The organism is Parvibaculum sp. (assembly GCF_040882025.1).
GTDB lineage: Bacteria > Pseudomonadota > Alphaproteobacteria > Parvibaculales > Parvibaculaceae > Parvibaculum.
On sequence record NZ_JBBECC010000162.1, the window covers coordinates 1 to 14,504 of the forward strand.

General features: G+C 66.1%; 15 protein-coding genes. 8 read left to right on the forward strand and 7 right to left on the reverse strand.

Annotation, left to right across the window (positions count from 1 at the left end; translation table 11 throughout):
* Window positions 1-45 precede the first annotated feature (45 nt).
* Complete coding sequence (locus WEB61_RS11680; protein ID WP_368064506.1) at window positions 46-498, reverse strand: MerR family transcriptional regulator; 453 nt, start codon at window positions 496-498, stop codon at window positions 46-48.
* A gap of 17 nt (window positions 499-515) precedes the next feature.
* On the reverse strand, window positions 516-929 hold the full coding sequence (locus tag WEB61_RS11685; protein ID WP_368064507.1) for a nuclear transport factor 2 family protein: 414 nt from the start codon (window positions 927-929) through the stop codon (window positions 516-518).
* Between the two features lie 98 nt (window positions 930-1,027).
* Here WEB61_RS11685 and WEB61_RS11690 point away from each other — a divergent pair, with 98 nt between their 5' ends.
* A complete protein-coding gene (locus WEB61_RS11690; protein ID WP_368064508.1) occupies window positions 1,028-1,504 on the forward strand; it encodes a YbaK/EbsC family protein in 477 nt (158 codons plus the stop codon).
* Here WEB61_RS11690 and hemN read toward each other — a convergent pair.
* The 5 genes from hemN to WEB61_RS11715 all read right to left on the reverse strand — a co-directional run bounded on the left by hemN (window position 1,501) and on the right by WEB61_RS11715 (window position 6,116).
* Window positions 1,501-2,850 (reverse strand): oxygen-independent coproporphyrinogen III oxidase, encoded by a 1,350-nt coding sequence (gene hemN, locus WEB61_RS11695; RefSeq protein WP_368064509.1) that lies wholly within the window; start codon window positions 2,848-2,850, stop codon window positions 1,501-1,503. The genes WEB61_RS11690 and hemN overlap by 4 nt on opposite strands.
* Before the next feature lie 80 nt (window positions 2,851-2,930).
* Window positions 2,931-3,458, reverse strand: a complete 528-nt coding sequence (locus WEB61_RS11700) for a hypothetical protein (protein WP_368064510.1) — start codon at window positions 3,456-3,458, stop codon at window positions 2,931-2,933.
* Window positions 3,459-3,471: 13 nt separating this feature from the next.
* On the reverse strand, window positions 3,472-4,737 hold the full coding sequence (locus tag WEB61_RS11705; protein ID WP_368064511.1) for a CCA tRNA nucleotidyltransferase: 1,266 nt from the start codon (window positions 4,735-4,737) through the stop codon (window positions 3,472-3,474).
* Between the two features lie 81 nt (window positions 4,738-4,818).
* Window positions 4,819-5,469: a CoA pyrophosphatase gene (locus tag WEB61_RS11710; protein ID WP_368064512.1), complete on the reverse strand. Its 651-nt coding sequence runs from the start codon at window positions 5,467-5,469 to the stop codon at window positions 4,819-4,821.
* 11 nt (window positions 5,470-5,480) lie between these two features.
* Window positions 5,481-6,116, reverse strand: coding sequence for a DUF1285 domain-containing protein (locus tag WEB61_RS11715; protein ID WP_368064513.1), 636 nt, complete (start codon window positions 6,114-6,116; stop codon window positions 5,481-5,483).
* A gap of 142 nt (window positions 6,117-6,258) precedes the next feature.
* Between WEB61_RS11715 and WEB61_RS11720 the strand changes: the two genes are divergently transcribed.
* The 7 genes from WEB61_RS11720 to WEB61_RS11750 all read left to right on the forward strand — a co-directional run.
* Window positions 6,259-7,257: an AAA family ATPase gene (locus tag WEB61_RS11720; RefSeq protein WP_368064514.1), complete on the forward strand. Its 999-nt coding sequence runs from the start codon at window positions 6,259-6,261 to the stop codon at window positions 7,255-7,257.
* Between the two features lie 16 nt (window positions 7,258-7,273).
* Window positions 7,274-8,218, forward strand: a complete 945-nt coding sequence (locus WEB61_RS11725; RefSeq protein WP_368064515.1) for a DUF58 domain-containing protein — start codon at window positions 7,274-7,276, stop codon at window positions 8,216-8,218.
* Window positions 8,219-8,220: 2 nt separating this feature from the next.
* Window positions 8,221-11,031 carry a DUF4159 domain-containing protein gene (locus WEB61_RS11730; RefSeq protein ID WP_368064516.1) on the forward strand — a complete coding sequence of 937 codons (2,811 nt, stop codon included), beginning with the start codon at window positions 8,221-8,223 and terminating at the stop codon, window positions 11,029-11,031.
* Between the two features lie 9 nt (window positions 11,032-11,040).
* On the forward strand, window positions 11,041-13,116 hold the full coding sequence (locus tag WEB61_RS11735; protein WP_368064517.1) for a hypothetical protein: 2,076 nt from the start codon (window positions 11,041-11,043) through the stop codon (window positions 13,114-13,116).
* A 102-nt stretch (window positions 13,117-13,218) separates the two neighbouring features.
* On the forward strand, window positions 13,219-13,368 hold the full coding sequence (locus tag WEB61_RS11740) for a hypothetical protein (protein WP_368064518.1): 150 nt from the start codon (window positions 13,219-13,221) through the stop codon (window positions 13,366-13,368).
* Complete coding sequence (locus tag WEB61_RS11745; protein ID WP_368064519.1) at window positions 13,365-14,102, forward strand: metal ABC transporter ATP-binding protein; 738 nt, start codon at window positions 13,365-13,367, stop codon at window positions 14,100-14,102. The genes WEB61_RS11740 and WEB61_RS11745 overlap by 4 nt, the downstream gene beginning before the upstream one ends.
* Window positions 14,102-14,504, forward strand: a 403-nt coding sequence (locus WEB61_RS11750) for a metal ABC transporter permease (protein ID WP_368064520.1), incomplete at its 3' end; no start/stop codon positions are given. The genes WEB61_RS11745 and WEB61_RS11750, both read left to right, overlap by 1 nt.

Genomic DNA, 14,504 nt, shown 5'->3' on the forward strand with positions numbered 1-14,504 from the left:
TGTCGACGCGATCCTGTCGTCGATGCCGCCGACGGTGAAGTGGCCCTAGGCCGTTCTGCGGCGCGGCGCTTTCTTCGCCTCCTTCTTCGGCGCCGACGCGCGGTGATGCGGCATCACCGCCGGGCGTTTTCCCTTGCGCATCCATTCGCCGTAGAAATCGACCTTGGCCTCGATCAGCGCCAGCGCTTCCGTCCAGTCGGCGATGGTCTCGCGGACGCGTTGCCCATGCGCGGCGAGCAGCGCGCGCTGTTCCTTCAGCGCGGCCTTGCCCTGCCGCGTGAGCGCGGTATATTCACGCAATTGCGCGATCGACATGCCGGTGCGGCGCAAGCGATCGATGAGATCGAGCCAGGCGACGTGATTTTCGGTATAGACCCGCCGCCGGCCCGCATCGCGCGCGACGCCGGGGATGAGACCCTGCTTCTCGTACCAGCGGATGGTGTCGATGCTGCGGCCCGTGCGGGCCGCGAGTTCGCCGATGTGAAAATCACGCGCCATGGCTCGTCCCGCCCGGTTTACGCCGCGACCTTCGGCGGCTGCAGCGCCTCGTTCAGATGCGCCGTATCCATGTATTCCAGAAGTTCCTTGAGCTTGCCATTCTCGATGCGGCAAACCCAGCAGTAAGTATTGCTGTAGACCTTGCCTTCCTTCGTGGTGACGCGGCCACGGCACTCGACGGCGACACGGTCGCCCTCGGCGATGAGACCGACAAGGCGGTTGACATATTGGTCGGCGAATTGCGCGAAGAGCGGGTCGAGCAGCTCCCGGCGAACGGCCGCCTTGCCGCTGTAGGTGCCGGACCAGGCGGTGTTGCCGATAATCGTCCAGCAGAAATCGTCGGCGAGGCTTCGGACGAAGGCAGCGCCATCTCCTTTTTCAAGCCCGGCAAAAATATCCTCGATAAGCTTCCTGTTTTCAGTCGCACTCATGATGGTGTTCCTTGTAGTGAAATGTCGCCCGGAGGAGCGTTCCGGGATTGAACATCCTTGAGTGCACTCCAGCTCAAGCGAAATTTTCGAGGGCCGACATGGCGAAAGGCGAGACGGCGGCGCAGCGCTTCGTGCGGCTGAACGGGATCGCGGGCAGGTTCCGCGAAATCGATGTGCCGAAGGACCGCAAGACCTCGGCGCTCGATATGGCGGCGGCAAGCGGGATCGATCCCGCGCAGCTTTTCAAGACGCTGATCGTGGAAACGGCGGAAGGAAAGCTCGCCGTCGCCGTGGTGCCCGCGAGCCGCGACCTTGACCGCAAGGCACTGGCGCGCGAACTCGGCAGCAAGCGCGTCGATCTCGCGCCGAAGGACAAGGCGGTGAAGCTCACCGGCTACGCGATGGGCGCCTGCAGTCCGCTCGGGCAGAAGAAGAAACTGCCGACATATATCGATGAAAGCGTGAAGGGTTTCGAGACGATCTTCGTGTCGGGCGGCGCCTACGGGCTTGAACTGGAGATTGCGGCAGCGGACTTGGCGGCGGCGACGGAAGGAACGTTCGTGGCGATCTGCTAGACCGCCTTCGAGTGGCGCGCTTCGCCAGTGCCCAGATAACTGTCGAACACGGCACAGACGGCGCGCACCAGCGGGCGGCCGTCCTCGGTCATGGCGAGGCGGTGCCCCTCGCGCCGCACGATGCCGTCGGCTTCGAGCGGGGCGAGGCTTTGCAGCTCGGCCGCGAAACCCGCCGCATCCGCACCATGCATCGCCGCCACCTCGTCGAGATCGACCGCCATGTCGCACATCAGCCGGTCGATGACGGCACGGCGCAACCGGTCTTCGCCGGAAACGGCGATGCCGCGCGTGACGGCGAGTTCCCCCGCCCGGACCCGCGCCTTGTAGCGTTCGATGGCGAGCTCGTTGGCGACATAGCCCTGCGGCAGCGCGCCGATGGCAGACGCGCCGAAGCCGATCAGCACAGGCGCGCCGTCGGTCGTGTAGCCCTGGAAATTGCGGCGCAGCCGCCCCGCGCCGCAGGCCAGCGCCATCGGATCGTCGGGCCGCGCGAAATGATCGAGCCCGACCGACACATAGCCATGCGCGACCAGCCGCGCCGACGCGGCCTCGTATTGCCGCCAGCGCTCGGCGGGACCGGGCAACGCCTCTTCCGGGATCAGACGCTGATGGGATTTCATCCAGGGCACATGCGCATAGCCGAAAAGCGCGATGCGCGACGGTCCAAGGCCCGCCGCCTTGTCGACCGTCCCGAGGAGGCTTTCGACCGTCTGGTAGGGCAGGCCGTAGCAGAAATCCATGTTGACCGCCGCGACACCCGCCGCGCGGAGCCAGCCGATGACGCGCGCCGTCACGTCATAGGGCTGAATGCGGTTGATCGCCCGCTGCACGCGCGGTTCGAAATCCTGCACGCCGACAGAGGCGCGCGTGACGCCCGCGCGCGCCATGGCCGCGATATAGGCTTCATCGGCCGTGCGCGGATCGAGTTCGACCGCGATCTCGGCGTCGAGCGCGACATTGTAGTATTCGCGCAAGCTGGCCAGCGCGCGGCCGAAATCAGAAGGCGTCAGCAAGGTCGGGCTGCCGCCGCCGAAATGAATGTGATTGACCAGCATCCGCGCCGGCAGGCGGCGCGCGACAAGCCGCGCCTCGTCGAGCATCGCCTCGAGATAATCGGCGACCGGCGCATATTTTTTCGTTGCCTTGGTGTGGCAGGCGCAGAACCAGCACATCTCGGCGCAATAGGCGACATGGAGATAGAGCGACAGCGGCAGCGCCGGATCGAGATCGCCGAGCCATGCCTCGTAGCGCGCGCCATCGACCGATGGGCCGAAATGCGGCGCCGTCGGGTAGGAGGTGTAGCGCGGGACCCGCAGGTCGTACCGTTCGATGAATTCGCTGCGCATGGAAAAAGGCTAGGCGCGCCCGCGTGGCGGCGGCAATTCCCTCAAATGCCGCAGCGCGGCGGCAGATGGTCGCGGGCGTCCTATTCCTCTTCGGCGATCACGGCCCGGAGCACCTGCTGCAGCGTGCCCTTCGGGCCGAAATCCCAGTCGCCGCCGTAATGGATGTCGTCGACCGTCCAATGCCCGTCCTCCGGGACGAGGACGACACGGTCGGTCCATTGCACGGGCGCCTCCTCCGCGTCGTGAACCAGCTGCACATCGCAGATGACCGTCTCGCCCCTGGCATCGCATTCGCCAATTTCGTAGGACGTCGCGCCCTCGACAAGCGAGGAGAAGATGTCGCCCTGCAGATAGGGCGGCTCGGAATTGCTTGTGCGTTCGGTGTGACGGCGCTCGGCCTCGGCGGCTTGCGCCAGCAGGCTGTCGAGCATCGACGAGATCACCGGCCGAAGCCGCGTGCGGAAATCGCCGACGGGCACGCCGCCCGTGCGCTCGCTCAGGCGAATGTCGTAGAACACCGCCGCGGCGCGCGCCGCATCGTTCTCGGAGCCGCTGTCGCCACAGGCGGCGAGCGGAAGGAGAAGAAGGAGAGCAAAGAGAGCGCGCATGTAAGACCTCCCGTCAGTAAACCGTCGCCTGCACGATCGCTTTCAGTCGTTCGATGATCGAGAACTCGTCCTCAATGAAATCGCTGTCGATCCACCATTCCTCGACCTCGTCGCGAACGCGGCCGACCTCCGGCCCTTCGGGGACGCCCGACGCCTTGATCATCTCGCCGGTCAGGGGCAGCACCGGCCGCTCCCAGCTGTCGGCCATGGCGAGCAGCGCCCGCCACTGAAAGGCGTTGTGGCCGCGCCGGTCGTCGGCCCAGCCGAGCGAGACACGGTCCTTGAAGAGGTCGAGACCCATCGTATAGAGCGCCCGGCGCATTTCGCGCATCGAGAGGTAGCAGACGATCTTGGTCCGGTCGGTCAGCATGCGCGTCAGCCGCTCGCGCTCCCTGTTGGAAAACCGGAGCCGCTGGGCAAGCGCCGCGACGCCCTTGTCGTCGAGATCGAGCATCGAACCCAGACGCAGGATCGGGTCGGCCTTGGGCCGGAACAATTGCGTCGTCTCGATCTCGACAAGCTTCTCGAAACGGTCGAGCCGTGTCGCCTCGGGGAGCACCAGCGACAAAATGCCGGCCGCCGCCATCTGCCGGAAAGCCGCCGGTCCGTTTTCGGCCGCCGCGATTTTCAGGATTTCGTCGCGCACGCGCTCGCCGGAAAGCTGCTTCAGGCCCTCGCGTTCCTCGGCCGCGGCGCGCAGACCCGCGGAATCGGGCTCGCCCTTGCCGTACCAGGCGTGAAAGCGAAAGAAGCGCAGGATGCGCAGATAATCCTCGCGGATGCGCTCATGCGGATCACCGATGAAGCGCACGCGCCTGGCCGCGATGTCGGCGCGCCCGCCGAGCGGATCGTGGATCGTGCCGTCGGCGTCGCAGTAAAGCGCGTTGATGGTGAAGTCGCGCCGCTTCGCATCCGTCAGCCAGTCGCCGGTGAAGGCGACATCGGCGCGGCGGCCGTCTGTTCTGATATCGGCCCGGAGCGTCGTGATTTCGAAATGGCGGCTCGGCGTCACCGCCGTCACCGTGCCGTGATCGATGCCGGTGGGTACGGTCTTGATGCCCCTCGCGCCAAGCAGCGCCATGGCGCGCGCCGGCGTTTCGGTGGTGGCGATGTCGATGTCGGATACCGGCTCGCCCATCAGCGTGTTGCGCACGGCGCCGCCGACAATGCGCGCCGCGCCGCCATCGGCGCCGAGCGCCTCGAGCACCGCTTTCGTATCGGGGGCGCTCAACCATTCGGCGCGGGCCATTTCGCGGCTCTGGACCTTTTCGACACTCATGCTGATTCACTCCGGCAGGATTTTTGTCCGCCACATATAGGCCGGACGGGCCCGCCTGTCTGCCCCGCCGCCGCGCCGTGGCTATCGGTCGCCATAGAGCCGGTCATACATGTTTTTCAGCATCCCGGCCGTCGCGCCCCAGATGTAATGGCCATTATAGGGCATCGCGTAATATTCGCGCCGCCGCCCTCGCCAGACGGCGCTGTGACGCTGGTGATTGGCGGGGTCCATCAGAAAGCCGAGCGGCACCTCGAAGGCCTCGGCCACCTCGTCGGGCGAAATCGTCAGGCTGAAACCCGGCGTGACGAAAGCCACCACCGGCAGGATACGGAAGCCGGTGCCGGTCTCATAGGCGTCGAGGTAACCGGCGACATTCACGAAGGATCGGGCAAGGCCAACTTCCTCCTCGGCCTCGCGCAAGGCGGCTTCCGCCGGCGTTTCGCCGGGATCGATCTTGCCACCGGGAAAGGCGACCTGGCCCGAATGGGTGCCGAGATGCTCGGCGCGGCGCGTCAGCAGCACATGCGGCCCATGCGCATGTTCGACGACCGGCACAAGCACGGCCGCCGCGCGCAGGCTCGGCCGCTCTTCGGGCTCGACCCAGACATTCTCGTTGAGATCGTGGTCGCCCCTGAGGGCCCGCCCCGGAATGCCGTCGGGGGCCAGCAGCGCGCTTACAGGCGGCGGCGTCCGGTCGGTGCGGGAGAGGATACGATCGCGATAATTGTCCATGAAGGCGAGGCCTAGAAGGCCATCTCCTCGGCCGGCATGAAGGGCCAGAAGATGCCGCCCGACCAGACGCCGAACCAGCGGCGGCCCTCATGCTCCTCCTCGACGCCAAGCTCAACCAGATCGTAGAAGACGGCGCGGTTGATCAGCGCCTCGAGCCGGGCCCGGACATGGACATAAGGCGAGGGCTCGCCGGTTTCGCCGTCGATCTCGAAGCGCATCGGATGATCGGCGCCCGCGACCGTATCGTCGCCGACATTGGTGGTGAAGGTCAGCATCTGGTCGCGGCCCTTCCCCTCGACCTTCATGGCAACGGCAAGAAACGGCGCATCGTCGACCGTGATGCCGACCTTCTCGACCGGCGTCACCAGATAGTATTTCCCGTCCTCGTCGTGACGCAGCACGGTCGAGAACAGCCGGACCAGCCGCGTCCGGCCGATGGGCGTGCCCATGTAGAACCAGGTACCGTCGCGCGCGATGCGCATGTCGAGATCGCCGCAAAAAGGCGGATTCCACTTGTGGACAGGCGGCAATCCGCGCGCCTTCTTGCCTTCGGCTTCCGCGACGGCAAGCCCCTTCAACCCGCCCGGCGCGCCGCCGGCCTCGGATTTTTCGGGCGTCTCCGCTGTCTTTCCGGTCACCCCGGCCATATTTCGTCCGTCCTCTCGGTAACTTGAAGCCGATTTGCTGCCGCAAGGCAGCGATTCCGGCCATATTATCGTCACGAAACCCCGCGCCAATGGCGGCGCGGCCAAAAGCGCGAAATGCGGCACATACGGTATATGTAGGTCAATGCAGACACTCAGTGAAGCGGACGGCGCCGCCGTCGAGGAGATCGAGGCCACCGGCGCCAAAATCGCGGCGGCCCGTGCCGCCATCGGCGAGGTGATTTACGGCCAGGAACAGGTGATCGATCAGACGCTGGTGACGGTGTTGGCGGGCGGCCATGCCTTGCTTGTCGGCGTGCCGGGCCTGGCGAAAACGCTGTTGGTCCACACGATGGGCCAGGTGCTGGGCCTCGACGACAAGCGCGTGCAATTCACGCCCGATCTGATGCCCGCCGACATTCTGGGCTCGGAAGTGCTGGAAGAGAGCGACCAGGGCCACCGGAGCTTCCGTTTCATCAAGGGGCCGGTCTTCTGCCAGCTCCTGATGGCCGACGAAATCAACCGCGCCAGCCCCCGCACCCAGTCGGCGCTCCTGCAGGCGATGCAGGAAAAGCAGGTGACGGTGGCGGGCGTCCGCTACGAACTGCCCGCCCCCTTCCATGTGCTGGCGACCCAGAACCCGCTCGAGCAGGAAGGCACTTATCCGCTGCCCGAAGCACAACTCGATCGCTTCCTGATGCAGGTCGACGTCAACTACCCGAACCTCGAAGCCGAGCGCCGCATGCTGCTGGCCACCACCGGCGAAAGCGTTGCGGTTGCGCGTGCCGCCATGAGCGTCGAGGACCTGATGGCCGCGCAGCGCCTGGTGCGCCGCGTGCCGGTCGGCGAGAAGGTCGTTAACGCCATTCTGGAACTTGTCCGCTCGGCACGGCCCGAGGAAGGCGCCTCGGCGGAAGTCGAGCGCCATGTCGCCTGGGGTCCCGGACCCCGTGCCAGCCAGGCTCTGATGCTGGCGGTGCGTGCCCGCGCGCTGATCGACGGACGCTTCTCGCCCTCGATCGAGGATGTGACGGCGCTCGCCGCGCCGGTATTGCGCCATCGCATGGCGCTGAATTTCTCGGCCCGCGCCGAAGGCGTCACAGTGTCGGGCGTGATCGACAGGCTCTGCCGCAATTTTGGCTGAATGTTAAGTGAGAGCGATGCGCCTTCCCGGATCACCGGCTGCCCCCTCGGGCGCGACAGGCCTGCGCGAGCAGGCCGAAGCGCTGGCCGAGGTCATGCCGCCGCTGGCAACGGAGGCCGAGCACGTCGCCTCGACCGTCGCGCAAGGCGTTCACGGACGCCGACGTATCGGCATGGGCGACACTTTCTGGCAATTCCGTCGTTTCCGCGAAGGCGATACCGCGTCCTCCGTCGACTGGCGGCATTCGGCCCGCTCGGCGCATCTCTTCGTGCGCGAGACGGAGCGTGAAGCGGCCGAAAGCGTCTGGATCTGGCGCGACGGTTCGGCCTCGATGGATTACGCCTCCGATTTCGCGCCCTGCAGCAAGAAGGACCGCGCGACCGTGCTGGCGCTGGCGCTGAGTTCGCTGCTGGTTCAGGGCGGCGAAAGCATCGCGCTGCTGGGCGGCGGCTTTGCGCCGATGAACGGCCGCGCCGCGCAACGCCGCATGGCCCATGCGCTGCTCGACGCGCCAGTGGACAACGAGGCGATGAAATTCGAAAGCCTGCCGCCGCCTGAACATCTGCCGCGATATGCACAGGTCGTCCTGATCGGCGACTTCCTCTCGCCGGCCGAAGATATTATCGCACGCATCAAGGGCTACGCCGCCGAAGGCGTGCGCGGTCACATCCTCCAGGTTCTCGATCCGGCGGAGGAGGACCTGCCGTTTTCGGGCCGCACCGAATTCGAGGGTGTCGAAGAAGAAACGCGACTGATGGTCGGACGGGCGCAAAACCTGCGTGAAGCCTATCGCCAGCGTCTCGACATTCATCGCGACCGCATTACGGACGTGGCCCGGCGGATCAACTTCACCTTCGCGACGCATCGCACCGACCGCGGGCCGCAGACGGCGCTGCTGGCGCTTTACAGCGCCCTGTCCGGGGCCATCGAGGCGCGCAAGCCGCCGCGTCCGGGCATCTGATCATGTTGCAGCTCGGCCCCCTCGCTTTCGCCGTTCCGTGGATGCTCGTCGGCCTTGCAGCGCTGCCGGCAATCTGGTGGCTGCTGCGCATCAGTCCGCCGCTCCCCAAGCGCATCCGCTTTCCGGCGATCCGGCTCCTGGCGGGCCTCGTCCGCGAGGACGAAACGCCCGCGCATACACCGCTCTGGCTGCTGATCCTGCGCCTGACCATCGCGGCACTGATCGTGCTGGCGCTTGCCGAGCCGATCTGGAACCCGGCCCAACGCATCGCGGGTTCGGGACCGCTGCTCATTGTCGTCGACAATGGCTGGACTTCCGCCGCCCGCTGGAGCGACCGCCGCATGGCGATGGACGGTTTGATCGCCGATGCCGGACGCAGCAACCGTCCGGTTCTCGTGGTCGGCACAGCGCCCACCGTCAATGCGCCCGAACTCAATTTCGAGGCGGCAGAAGATGCCGCCGCGCGCGCCCGCGCCATGCAACCACAGCCGATCGCGCCCGACAGAGCAGCGCTTGCGGCGCATCTTGAAGCCGCCGCAACGCTCGATACCGGAAACATCCAGATATTCTGGATCGCCGACGGCATCGAGCATGGGCAAGGCGCCGCCTTTTCGCGCCGCCTCGCAGCAATCGCCGGCGACGCCGGCGTGACCTTGATAGAACCCGCGGCCGACGCGCGTGCGTTGGCGCTGCTGCCGCCACAATCCGAAATCGGTGCATTTGCCGCAACGATCATCCGCGCGGAACAAGACGGCGCGGCAGACGGCAGCGTTCGCGCATTGAACGAGGAAGGCGGCATTCTGGGCGAGGCCGCCTACAGCTTCGCGGCCGGCGAGGCGCGCGCCGAAGCCCGTTTCGATCTTCCGCTCGAATTGCGGAACCGCATCTCGCGCCTCGAAATTGCCGGCGAAGCATCGGCAGGCGCCGTCGTGCTGACCGACAAGAGCTGGCGGCGGCACAGCGTCGGCATCGTGTCCGGCGCGTCGCTGGAGGAAGCACAGCCGCTCCTGTCGGATATTTATTTTCTGCGCCGCGCCATCGCGCCCTTTGCCGAACTGCGCGATACCGCCGGCAGCGAACAGGGCCAGATCGCGACGCTGCTGGCCACGCCACTTTCGGTGCTGGTTCTGGCCGATCTCGGTACGCTGCCTGCCGCCGACTATGAACGCGTTCGCCGATGGGTCGAAGCAGGCGGGATGCTGATCCGCTTTGCCGGACCCCGTCTTGCCGAGCAAAGCGACGACCTCGTGCCGGTGCCGCTTCGCGGCGGCGGACGGGCGCTTGGCGGCGCCCTGTCCTGGAGCGAGCCACAGCGCCTCGCGCCCTTCGACCCCGGAAGTCCGTTCCATGGCATCGACCTGCCCGACGACGTGACCGTCGCACGGCAGGTCCTGGCCGAACCCGTGCCCGATCTCGACACCCGGACATGGGCGCGGCTGCAGGACGGCACGCCCCTTGTCACGGCCGCAAAACGCGGCAACGGCACCATCGTGCTCTTTCATGTGACAGCCAACAGCGACTGGTCGAACCTGGCGCTGTCCGGGCTCTTCGTCGACATGCTTCGCCGTACCGTCGCGCTCTCGCAGGGTTTCGTGGCCGGAGCCGCCGGCGACGGACCCGAAGGGTCGCGCCGCAGCAACGAAATGCTGAGCCCTGTCGCAACGCTGGACGGCTTTGGCCGTCTTGGGTCGCCGCCCGCGACGGCGATTGCCATTCGCGCGGCCCGGTTCGGCGACATCGAACGCAGTCCCCGCCACCCGCCCGGACTTTACGGTCCGGCCAGCGCGCCGCGCGCGCTGAACCTCATAACACCGACGCTGTCGCTGACGCCGCTCATCGACACGCCCGGTATCGCCGAGCGGCGGGGTTTTGCAGGCCATGCAGAGACGCGCCTCGCCGCACTCGCCTTCGCGCTGGCGCTGGCGCTTGTGGTTCTCGACACCGTGGCCGCGCTCTGGATGACCGGTTTCTTCGAAGCGGAAAAAATCAGACGCCGCCGGTTCGCCGCACGGACATTGCCGGCACTGGCCGCGCTGTTGCTGCTCCTTCCGATCCCCGACGCATCGGCGCAAGCGCAAGACCCTGCCGACGAATTCGCTCTCAAGGCTTCGCTCGAAACGCGGCTCGCATGGGTCATCACCGGCGATCGCGAAACCGACGAGGTCAGCGCCGCCGGGCTTGCCGGCCTGAGCCAGGTGCTGCGCATGCGCACCGCGCTGGAGCCGGGCGATCCGATGGGCGTCGACATTCTGCGCGACGAACTCGCTTTCTTCCCGGTCCTCTACTGGCCGATGACCGTCAGCCAGGAAGGCCTGCCGCCCGAGGCCCTGGCGAAGATCGACGCCTATATGAAGAACGGCGGCACAATCCTGTTCGACACGCGCGATCAGGACCGCACCATCAGCGGGATGATCACGCCCGGAACAATGACGCTGCGTCGCCTGCTCGGCCAACTCGATCTGCCCGCCATCGAGCCCGTGCCCGACGATCATGTGCTGACCAAGTCATTCTATCTGATGCACAATTTTCCCGGCCGCTGGGATGGCGGTCAGGTGTGGGTCGAGGCCGCCGGCGGTGAGACAAGCCGCGCCAATGACGGCGTTTCGACCATCGTCGTCGGTTCCAACGACTACGCAGCCGCATGGGCGCGCAACGCGGCAGGGCGTCCGCTCTTTCCGATCAGCCCCGGCGGCGAACGGCAGCGCGAAATGGCCGACCGCTTCGGCGTCAATCTCGTAATGTATGCGCTGACCGGCAACTACAAGTCCGATCAGGTGCATGTGCCTGCTCTCCTCGAGCGCCTTGGCCAGTAGGAGGCGCGGATGACGTGGAACATCGTTTTCGAACCTGTCCTGCCGCTGCTGCTGGTGATCGCGCTGACACTGCCGGGCATCGCCGCGCTCGGCTACGCAGCCTGGCGCGGCGCGCGGGGCGCACCGTTGCGAACGGCTGCGCTGGCGATACTGGTGCTGGCGGTCCTGAACCCCACCATCCGTCAGGAGGAGCGGGAGGCTGTGCCCGACATTGCCGCCATTGTGGTCGACCGCAGCCAGAGCCAGGAAATCGGCCGTCGGCCCGCGGAGACGGATGCAGCGCTCGCACGCCTGCAGGATCGACTCGCACGGGAGGAGGGCATCGAGACGCGCGTCGTCTCGGTCGCAAGCAATCCCGGAGACGAGGAGGGTTCGGCGCTCTTCTCGGCCCTGGAAAGAGCCTTGTCGGACGTGCCGCGCGAACGCATCGCCGGCGCAATTTTCATCACTGAAGGTCAGGTCCATGACGTACCGGAAGACGCCGCTTCGCTTGGTTTCGATGCGCCGGTTCATGCGCTGATCGTCGGCCGCAAGAACGAGCGGGACCGCCGGCTGCACGTTGTCGAAGCACCGCGTTTCGGCATTGTCGACGAACCGGTGGCGCTTTCGTTCCGCATTGACGAAACCGCGGCGGATGAAGACGCGACCGGTGGAACCGCAACCGTCACAATCTCGATCGACGGCGTTCCCGACCAGACCGTCGAAGCCGCCGTCGGCGAACAGACGAACATATCCCTGGCGCTGAAGCATGGCGGGGCGAATGTTATCGAAGTCGACGTCGCCAAGGGGCCGGATGAATTGACGATGCTCAACAACCGGGCCGTCGTCATCGCCACCGGCATTCGCGACCGGCTACGCGTGTTACTGGTGTCGGGAGAACCGCATTCGGGCGAACGCACATGGCGCAACCTGCTGAAAGCCGACCCGTCGGTCGATCTCGTACATTTCACCATTCTGCGTCCGCCTGAAAAGCAGGACGGCACGCCCATCGGCGAGCTATCGTTGATTTCCTTTCCGACACGTGAACTCTTCGACGAAAAACTCGACCAGTTCGATCTGATCATTTTCGACCGCTACAAGCGGCGCAATGTGCTGCCGCTCGCCTACTTCCTGAACATCGTCGACTACGTCGAAAACGGCGGCGCCTTCCTCGCCGCTTCGGGTCCCGCATTTGCGTCGCCCTTCTCTATCTATCGAACGCCGCTCGCCGCTATCCTGCCGGCCCAGCCATCCGGAGAGACAACCATCGGCGGCTTTCATCCGCGCATTACCGACACCGGTGCGCGCCATCCGGTGACCGCCGGATTGCCCGGCGGCGAGACCGACCCGCCCGCCTGGGGACGCTGGTTCCGTACGATCGATGTCGAGGTCGGTCAGGGCAAGATACTGATGGAGGCGCCCGGCGAACGCCCGCTGATGGTGCTCGATCACGCCGGCGAAGGCCGCATCGCCCAGATTCTTTCCGATCACATCTGGCTCTGGTCGCGCGGCTATGAAGGCGGCGGTCCGCAGGCCGAGCTCTTGCGCCGTCTCGCGCATTGGCTGATGAAAGAGCCCGATCTCGAAGAAGAAAAGCTTTCGGCCTCCGTGCAGCGCGACATGCTGACCATCGAGCGCCGTACGATGGAGGACGAGACAACACCGGCGCGGATCACGGCGCCCTCCGGCACCGTCACAGAAGCCGCGCTCGACGAAACCGCACCGGGCCGCTTCGCCGTCACTGTCCCGGCGCGCGAACTCGGCCTTTACCGGATATCGCAGGGCGATCTCGACGTCGTTGCGGCAGCCGGACCGCTCAACCCGCGTGAATTCGCCGATGTTCGCGCAACCGACAAGCTCATGCGGCCCATTGCCCGCGCAACCGGCGGCGGCATCTGGTGGGTTGGCGAGGACGCAGGCGCAATGCCCGGCATTCGCACGGTTCGCGCCGGCCACGATGCGGCGGGCGAAAGCTGGATCGGGCTCAAACGCAACGAGAAGTATCTGGTCCATGCGGTTCACCAGGCGCCGCTGATGGTCGGCCCGCTGGCCTTGCTGCTGATCCTTGGCACGCTGGCGCTGGCCTGGTGGCGCGAGGGGCGCTGAGGAGCCGTAAATTTGCCTTTTTCGCGCTTGCAGCCTCCCGCAATACCGCCTAGTTTCCCAATGTTATATTATTACATTCCTTGATCTTCGCTGGAGATGCCGGTGGCCGACCATCGCCATGAGCTTGCCCGCGCGCCGGAAGTCCGGCAGCGCGTCAGCGCCTTCGGAACAGGTCTGCGTACACGGCTGGCTATTGCCGGCATGACGATCGTCGTCCTGTGGCTTGCCGTTTTCTGGGCCCTTGCTCGATGAATGCGCTCGCCAAACCCGTCCCCGCCATCGACATCAAGGACCTCACGGTTGCCTATGACCGGGAGCCGGCCGTGCATCACCTGACGGGCCGCTTTGCGCCGGGCAGCCTGACCGCCATCGTGGGCCCGAACGGTGCCGGAAAAAGCACCTTGCTGAAAACGATCGCCGGCCTGATCGCGCCCGACGAAGGCGAAGTGCGGATGAATGGGTTGACACGCCGCGGCGTCGCCTATCTGCCGCAACTGGCCGAAATCGATCGCAGCTTCCCGATCAGCGTTCTCGATGCAGTGTCGCTGGGGCTTTGGGCCGAAATCGGCCTCTTCGCCGCGATTACGGACAACCTGACCGCGCGCGCGGAAGCGGCACTCGCCGCCGTCGGCCTCGAAGGCTTCGCGCGTCGGCAGATCGGCAGTCTTTCGGCCGGACAATTCCAGCGCGTGCTCTTCGCGCGGCTGATGCTGCAGGATTCGGGCGTCATCCTGCTCGACGAGCCCTTTGCCGCCATCGACGAACGCACCGCCGCCGATCTGATGGACCTCGTGCATCGCTGGCACGGTGAAGGCCGCACGGTAATCGCCGTGCTGCACGACATCGAACGCGTGCGCGCGGCCTTTCCCGACGTCCTGCTGCTAGCGCGCGAGCCGGTCGCCTGGGGCCCGGCGGCAGACGTGCTGACATCGGAAAACCTGCACCGCGCGCGCTATATCTCCGATGGCTGGAGCGACGTGGCATGATGCTCTACACTGCCTTGATCGAACCTTTCGTCGAATATGGCTTCATGCGCCGGGCGCTGGTCGCCTGCCTCGCGCTGGCACTGGGTGCCGGACCCGTCGGCACCTTTCTGGTTCTGCGCCGGATGAGCCTGATGGGCGACGCCATGGGTCATGCGATCCTGCCGGGGGCAGCCATTGGTTTCCTCGTTGCCGGTCTGTCGCTTTGGGCAATGAGCCTGGGCGGCTTCGTCGCCGGCCTGACGGTCGTGCTGCTGGCAGGCATCGTCAGCCGCGTGACGGCGCTCAGGGAGGATGCGAGCCTTGCCGGCTTCTATCTGATCAGCCTCGCCCTCGGCGTGCTGATCGTTTCGATGCGCGGATCGAGCGTCGACCTGCTGCATGTGCTCTTCGGCACCATCCTTT

What these genes read in the sequence shown, in the direction of transcription:
- WEB61_RS11680 (WP_368064506.1), bottom strand. Translation starts at nt 498, where the DNA reads ATGGCGCGTGATTTTCACATCGGCGAACTCGCGGCCCGCACGGGCCGC.
- WEB61_RS11685 (WP_368064507.1), bottom strand. Translation starts at nt 929, where the DNA reads ATGAGTGCGACTGAAAACAGGAAGCTTATCGAGGATATTTTTGCCGGG.
- WEB61_RS11690 (WP_368064508.1), top strand. Translation starts at nt 1,028, where the DNA reads ATGGCGAAAGGCGAGACGGCGGCGCAGCGCTTCGTGCGGCTGAACGGG.
- hemN (WP_368064509.1), bottom strand. Translation starts at nt 2,850, where the DNA reads ATGCGCAGCGAATTCATCGAACGGTACGACCTGCGGGTCCCGCGCTAC.
- WEB61_RS11700 (WP_368064510.1), bottom strand. Translation starts at nt 3,458, where the DNA reads ATGCGCGCTCTCTTTGCTCTCCTTCTTCTCCTTCCGCTCGCCGCCTGT.
- WEB61_RS11705 (WP_368064511.1), bottom strand. Translation starts at nt 4,737, where the DNA reads ATGAGTGTCGAAAAGGTCCAGAGCCGCGAAATGGCCCGCGCCGAATGG.
- WEB61_RS11710 (WP_368064512.1), bottom strand. Translation starts at nt 5,469, where the DNA reads ATGGACAATTATCGCGATCGTATCCTCTCCCGCACCGACCGGACGCCG.
- WEB61_RS11715 (WP_368064513.1), bottom strand. Translation starts at nt 6,116, where the DNA reads ATGGCCGGGGTGACCGGAAAGACAGCGGAGACGCCCGAAAAATCCGAG.
- WEB61_RS11720 (WP_368064514.1), top strand. Translation starts at nt 6,259, where the DNA reads ATGCAGACACTCAGTGAAGCGGACGGCGCCGCCGTCGAGGAGATCGAG.
- WEB61_RS11725 (WP_368064515.1), top strand. Translation starts at nt 7,274, where the DNA reads ATGCGCCTTCCCGGATCACCGGCTGCCCCCTCGGGCGCGACAGGCCTG.
- WEB61_RS11730 (WP_368064516.1), top strand. Translation starts at nt 8,221, where the DNA reads ATGTTGCAGCTCGGCCCCCTCGCTTTCGCCGTTCCGTGGATGCTCGTC.
- WEB61_RS11735 (WP_368064517.1), top strand. Translation starts at nt 11,041, where the DNA reads ATGACGTGGAACATCGTTTTCGAACCTGTCCTGCCGCTGCTGCTGGTG.
- WEB61_RS11745 (WP_368064519.1), top strand. Translation starts at nt 13,365, where the DNA reads ATGAATGCGCTCGCCAAACCCGTCCCCGCCATCGACATCAAGGACCTC.